6 protein-coding genes are annotated in these 6,087 nt (G+C 66.3%); all 6 read right to left on the bottom strand.

The genetic code is table 11. The features are described from left to right. Positions 1–204 precede the first annotated feature (204 nt). The gene (der, locus tag P2Q66_RS17995) at positions 205–1,755 is read right to left on the bottom strand and encodes a ribosome biogenesis GTPase Der (protein ID WP_079597199.1); all 1,551 of its coding nucleotides are present in this window, start codon (positions 1,753–1,755) and stop codon (positions 205–207) included. A gap of 10 nt (positions 1,756–1,765) precedes the next feature. Continuing rightward, entirely contained in the window at positions 1,766–2,446 is a 681-nt protein-coding gene (locus tag P2Q66_RS17990; RefSeq protein ID WP_275730348.1) for a lysophospholipid acyltransferase family protein, read from the bottom strand. A 31-nt stretch (positions 2,447–2,477) separates the two neighbouring features. After that, positions 2,478–3,191: a (d)CMP kinase gene (gene cmk, locus P2Q66_RS17985; protein WP_275730345.1), complete on the bottom strand. Its 714-nt coding sequence runs from the start codon at positions 3,189–3,191 to the stop codon at positions 2,478–2,480. Next, positions 3,191–4,300, bottom strand: coding sequence for a prephenate dehydrogenase (locus tag P2Q66_RS17980; RefSeq protein WP_275730344.1), 1,110 nt, complete (start codon positions 4,298–4,300; stop codon positions 3,191–3,193). Before P2Q66_RS17980 ends, cmk begins: the two co-directional genes overlap by 1 nt. A 3-nt stretch (positions 4,301–4,303) precedes the next feature. Then, positions 4,304–5,500: a pseudouridine synthase gene (locus P2Q66_RS17975; protein WP_079597203.1), complete on the bottom strand. Its 1,197-nt coding sequence runs from the start codon at positions 5,498–5,500 to the stop codon at positions 4,304–4,306. 111 nt (positions 5,501–5,611) lie between these two features. Next, positions 5,612–6,087: SMC-Scp complex subunit ScpB (locus P2Q66_RS17970; protein ID WP_275730342.1), on the bottom strand; the 476-nt coding region annotated here is incomplete at its 5' end.

Raw genomic sequence — 6,087 nt, 5'->3', positions numbered from 1 at the left:
AACCTGCGACCCCTTGACCCCCAGTCAAGTGCGCTACCAAGCTGCGCTACAGCCCGTTAGTTCCGCCGTTCTCCGCTGTGCTTCATCCAAGGATTCCTCCGAGGATTTCCACCAGCAGTCCGGCCGAACCACCTAGAAGAGCTTACACGATCCAAGAGGGTGCCTGTGACACTTTCCGGGATTCGGGGCCCTGGTGTGTCGCAATTAACGCTTCTTGCCGCGCTTTTCCCGCACACGCATACTGACTTCGATGGGCGTGCCCTCGAAGCCGAAGGTTTCCCGGAGCCGGCGGGTGATGAACCGGCGGTAGCCGGGGTCAAGGAAACCGGTGGTGAACAGCACGAACTTGGGCGGACGGCTCGAGGCCTGGGTGCCGAAGAGGATGCGGGGCTGCTTTCCGCCGCGGACCGGGTGCGGGTGCGCGGCCACCAGCTCGCCCAGGAAGGCGTTCAGGCGGCCGGTGGCGATGCGCTTGTCCCAGTTCTCCAGGGCCAGGTCCAGCGCCGGCACCAGGCGGTCCTTGTGCCAGCCCGTCTTTGCCGAGATGTTGACGCGCGGCGCCCACTCCACGTGCGCCAGGTCCTGCTCAATTTCGCGCTCGAGGTAGCGGCGGCGTTCGTCGTCGAGCAGGTCCCACTTGTTGAACGCCAGGACCATGGCACGGCCGGACTCGATGGCCAGCTGGAGGATCCGGACGTCCTGCTCGCTGAGGACCTCATCAACGGCGAGAAGCACGACGGCGACCTCCGCCTTTTCGAGCGCGGCCTGCGTCCGCAGCGAGGCGTAGTAGTCAGCGCCCTGCGCCATGTGCTGGCGGCGGCGGATGCCGGCGGTGTCCACGAAGCGCCAGGTGCGGCCGCCCAGTTCGATGAATTCGTCCACGGGGTCGCGGGTGGTTCCGGCAGTGTTGTCCACCACCACGCGCTCAGTCCCGGCCAGCTTGTTCAGCAGCGAGGACTTGCCCACGTTCGGGCGGCCGATGAGTGCGATGCGGCGCGGACCGCCGGAGCGTTCCAGCCCCTCAATGGTCGAGAATTCCGGCAGCACATCCATGACGTGGTCCAGCAGGTCCGCCACCCCGCGGCCATGGAGCGCCGAGACCGGGTACGGCTCGCCGAAGCCCAGGCCCCACAGAGCCGCGGAGTCCGCCTCCTGCGCGAAGTCGTCCACCTTGTTGGCCACCATGATGACCGGCTTCTTGCTGCGGCGCAGCATCTTCATCACGCCTTCATCGGTAGCCGTGGCACCGACGGCCGAGTCGACGACGAAGAGGACGGCGTCAGCGAGTTCAACGGCCATCTCGGCCTGCTCGGCGACGCGGGCGTGGATACCGCGGGCATCGTGCTCCCAGCCGCCGGTATCCACCAGGGTGAAGTTGCGGCCGTTCCAGCTCGCCGAGTACATGACGCGGTCGCGGGTTACGCCGGGAGTGTCCTCCACCACGGCTTCGCGGCGGCCCAGGATGCGGTTGACCAGGGTGGACTTGCCCACGTTGGGGCGCCCGATGATGGCCAGCACAGGATCGAGCTTGACGGGGCCGTCGAAGTCCTCGTCGCCGTATTCCCCGCTGAGCAGCGCGGCGTCGTCCTCGTCGAGGTCGTAGTCCTCCAGGCCTGCCCGGAGGGAGGCCGCGCGGAGCTCAGCCTCGTCGTCGTCAATGGCCGCCAGCCGTTCGGCAACCTGGTCGGTGCCCGTGGGCGTGTATTCGTCTTCGCCGGCGCCGGAATGGCCGGGGGTTTGAGTCGTGTCGCTCATTGCACTGTCCTTAGTGGTCATCTGCCGGCGTCCCGGCTACTGCTGTTAAGTCTTTGGAGGTTTCAGCGAACGGCAGGGGCTGCCCGCTGAGTTGGATGGCATCCCGGACGTGCCCGGCCAGTGCTGCGCGGATCTCCTGCGCCGCCCTGTCCATTGAAGCACGGCCGCTTTCCCCGGCCCGGCGGCCTAAAGTAAGGGCGGTTCCGAAGCTGACATGGAACCGTCTGCCGGGCCGCGGCACAAAGTCAAGGTGCTCGTCCCCGGCCCGGGTCCCCAGGATGGCCACGGGTACTACCGGCGCTCCGGAATTCAGGGCGAGCCAGGCTACCCCGCCGTTGATATCGGAGGCTTCACCGCTCCCCCGGGTTCCTTCAGGGAGGATTCCAACGCAACGGCCGGCGGCGAGGAGGTCCTTGCTGCGCTGCAGCGCAGCCCGGTCACCCTGCCGGTCCACGGGCAGCTGCCCTGAGGCGGTCAGCACCCTGCCCAGGAATCCCTTGAACATCTCCTGCTTGACCAGGATGTGCATGGGCCGCGGCGAGGCGCCGAACATCACGGGCCCATCCAGGAAGCTGATGTGGTTGCCGGCGAAGATCACCGGTCCCCCGGTGGGGACGTTGGCCTTCCCGGTCACCGATGTCCGGTAGACGAGATGGTCCAGGGCCCAGCCCACAGGCCGGCTCCAGGCCATGGTCCAGCCGGAGGGCACGCCCGGCCTCCCGTCAGTCACGGTTGAGGACCTTGGTGACAATCACGAGGGCAGCGTCCACGGTCTGCTCGAAGTCAAGGTCCGAGGAGTCCAGCGTTACGACGCCGTCGGCAGCCTGCGTGAAGTTCACCACCGTGGAGTCCTTGGCGTCGCGGTGCGTCACCTGGGCAGCCAGCTGCTCCGCATTCTGCGTGCCGCCAAGCTGGATGCCGCGCCGGCGCAGCCGGGCTTCTTCGCTGGCGGTCAGCAGCATGCGCACTTCGGCTCCGGGCGCGACGACGGTGGTAATGTCCCTGCCTTCCACCACCATGCGGCGGTGGTGCTTTTCGATCAGCGCCCGTTGCCGGCGGATGAGCTCAGTCCGGGCGCCCAGGGTGGTGGCGACGGCGCTGACGGCCGAGGAGATGGCAGGCTCGCGGATGGCGTCGGTGACGTCAACACCGTCCACGCGGACAAATTCCTCCCGCGGGCTGGTGCTGAGGTCCAGCACCAGGTCCCGGGAAGCCTGCTCAACGGCGGCGGCATCGTCCAGGTCGATGCCGTTGGTGACGCAATACCAGGTCAGGGCCCGGTACATTGCCCCGGTGTCCAGGTAGGCGATCCGGAGCCGCCGGGCCACTTCCTTGCTGACGCTGGATTTGCCGGAACCCGAAGGTCCGTCGATGGCAACAACCAGCGGCCTGCCGACGCGCAGGGCGGGCATGGTGTCGAGGAGTTCTTGTGTCATTACTGAAGTACCCGCCATCCGCGGTCGTTTAATGCTTCGATCAGGTGGTCGTGCTTGTTCGGCAACACTGACAATTCCACCATGCCCACGTTCTGTCCGGATGAATGGTCGAGCCGCAGGTCTTCAACGTTCACCCCGACTTCACCAATTTCGGTCAGCAGCCGTGCAATCTGGCCGGGCCTGTCGTCCACCAGCACAGTGAGCCAGGAATACGCCTGCGGCGGACCGCCGTGCTTGCCCGGGATACGGGCCTGGCCCGCGTTGCCCTCGCTGATGAGCTGGGCAAGGTCCAGCCTGGCGCCCGGAGCGGTGGGCTGTTCCAGGGTTCCGATGAGGCGGTTAAGGTCCTCGCGCACGCCGTAGAGGATCTCCACCACCTTGGAGGCGTTCCCGCCGAGGATCTGCACCCATAAGGTGGGGTCGCTGGCCGCGATCCGTGTGACATCCCTAAGCCCGTTGCCTGCCAGGGACAACGCATGCAACGGCGTTCCCTGCAGCCTGCTGGCCAGCAGCGAGGACATCACCTGGGGCAGGTGGGAGACCAGCGCGACGGCTTCGTCGTGTTCGTCGGCCGTGAACTGGGACACCACTGCGCCCAGGTCGTTGCCCAGCGACCGGGCCGTCTGAAGGGCGGCAGCCGACGTTTCCTCAGACGGGCAGACCACCCATGGCATGGAGGTAAACAGCTCACCGCGGGCGGCAACCGGGCCGGACTTTTCCCGCCCTGCCATCGGATGCGTTCCAACGTAGCGCGAGAGGTCCACGCCACTGCCCCGGAGCCGGGCCAGAATATCTGCCTTGACGCTGGCAATATCCACCACCACCGAGTCCGGATAGTCAGCCAGTGCCTCCCGGACGACGTCGGCTGTGACGTCCGGCGGCGCGGCGACGACCACCAGCTGCGGCCGGCTGCTGCCCAGTTCCGGCAGCGGCCGCCCTGCGCCGATGTCAACAGCTACCGCCTGGTTTGTGGGCGAAGGGTCGGAGAGGAACACCGGCACGCCGCGCCCCCGCAGGCCCAGCCCGATGCTGGTCCCGAGGAGCCCGGTACCGATGACCACCACCGGACCATCCAGGTGGCCGAGGCCCTGGCTTTTGAAGGCGGACATGCCTTAGAGCCCTACGGATGCCAGCAGGTGGCCGACTTCCTGCTTGCCGAGGTTGCGGATGCTGCCCTGGCGCTGGTCACCCAGGCCAATGGGCCCCACCTTGACGCGGACCAGGCGCAGGACCGGGAAGCCGACGGCGTCGAACAGGCGGCGGACGATGCGGTTCTTGCCGGAGTGCAGCACTACCTCGATCAGGACGTGGCCCGGAGTGGAGTCGACAAGCCGGAAGGAGTCAACAGACGCAAAACCGTCCTCCAGTTCCACACCCTCCTTGAGCTGCGCCCCGATTCCCTGCGGGAACGGCCCACGGACCTGGACCAGGTAGGTCTTGGGGACTTCGTAGGAAGGGTGCGTCAGGCGGTTGGCCAGTTCGCCGTCGTTCGTCAGCAGCAAAAGCCCTTCGGTGGCGACGTCCAGGCGGCCCACGTGGAAGAGCCGTTCGCCCTTGTTCTTGTTGTTCTTCAGGAAGTCGCTGATGCAGGGACGCCCCTCGGGATCCTCCATGGTGGAAACAACGCCCTTCGGCTTGTTGAACACCATGTAGACGAGGTTCTCGTCCAGCTGGATCCGCAGCCCGTCAACGTGGATGACAGCCGTCTTGGGGTCCACGCGGACACCGAGCTCAGTGACCACCTGTCCGTCCACTTCCACGCGGCCTTCGGCAATCATCTCTTCGCAGACGCGGCGGGACGCAACTCCGGCCGAGGCCATCACCTTTTGCAGGCGCACGCCGTCGGCGTCATGGAGTTCCGACTGGGGCACGTCGCCACGGGGTCCCTTCTTCCGGGACGGCCTGCGGACGGGGCCAAGGTTCTGGCCGAAGCGTTCGCTGCCGAAGGCACGGGAAGCGGCCGCTCCGGGAGCGCCGGTGCGGGGCTTCGGCTTGAGGGCGCCCGGAGTACCCGGGGCTTTCTTGGCTCCCGGCTTCCGGGCTGCCGGCTTCCGGGATGAGGGCTTGGCCGCCCTGGCATCCGCACCGCGGCCCTGCTGGGGCCCATCCGAAGCCAAATCCGGATCGATAAAGCGCTCCTCGCGCGGCTTGGGTGCGCGTTGCGGCCCGCCGCTGCCGAACCCACCGGCCCGCTTGGGGGCACCGCTGCGGAACCCGCCCGCTGAATTGCCACCCTGGGAGGTGTTGCGTTGGGAATTGTTGCGTCCCGAACTGTTACGTGGTGAACCCTGGCGTCCCGCCTGTGTCATGACCCGTCCTTCAATGTTTTGGCTGTCAAAGGTTGTCACAGACAACCCTAGCCAGCCGTGCAGAATTACTCTGCCCTGATAAATATTTGTGTGCACGCCGGAAGTTCCGGCTTACATCCTGTCGGCGTCGTAGAACTCTGCGATGCCTTCCAGCCCCGGCAGATGCGGGGACAGGTGAGGCAAGTCCGCCACTGAGCTGATTCCCATCCGTTCCAGGAAGTATGACGTGGTCCGGTAAAGGATGGCGCCTGACTCGGGATCGGTTCCCGCGTCCTCAATCAGCCCGCGTTGGGCAAGTGTCCGTACGACAGAGTCAACGTTGACCCCGCGAATCGCAGACACCCGTGCCCGGGAAACCGGCTGCCGGTACGCAATGACCGCGAGCGTTTCCAATGCTGCCTGGGTGAGCCTGGCCGTCTGCCCCTCGAGCACATACTTGCCCACAATGTCGGCAAAGTCTGCACGGGAGTAGATGCGCCAGCCACCGGCGATGTTCCGCAATTCAAAACCCCGGGGGGTGGAGCCGAAACCAGCAACGCTGGCCGTTTCCACATCCGGGGCTTTAACAGTATAGCCGCTATACTCAC

This window comes from Arthrobacter sp. Cr_A7 (assembly GCF_029222765.1).
In the GTDB taxonomy this organism is placed as follows: Bacteria; Actinomycetota; Actinomycetes; order Actinomycetales; family Micrococcaceae; genus Arthrobacter.
The sequence above is the reverse complement of the archived record's forward strand: the minus strand, read 5'-3'. Positions and strand labels throughout refer to the sequence as shown.

Excerpts from the sequence above, each read along its gene's own strand:
- der (WP_079597199.1), bottom strand. The coding sequence starts at position 1,755 with ATGAGCGACACGACTCAAACCCCCGGCCATTCCGGCGCCGGCGAAGAC.
- P2Q66_RS17990 (WP_275730348.1), bottom strand. The coding sequence starts at position 2,446 with ATGGCCTGGAGCCGGCCTGTGGGCTGGGCCCTGGACCATCTCGTCTAC.
- cmk (WP_275730345.1), bottom strand. The coding sequence starts at position 3,191 with ATGACACAAGAACTCCTCGACACCATGCCCGCCCTGCGCGTCGGCAGG.
- P2Q66_RS17980 (WP_275730344.1), bottom strand. The coding sequence starts at position 4,300 with ATGTCCGCCTTCAAAAGCCAGGGCCTCGGCCACCTGGATGGTCCGGTG.
- P2Q66_RS17975 (WP_079597203.1), bottom strand. The coding sequence starts at position 5,500 with ATGACACAGGCGGGACGCCAGGGTTCACCACGTAACAGTTCGGGACGC.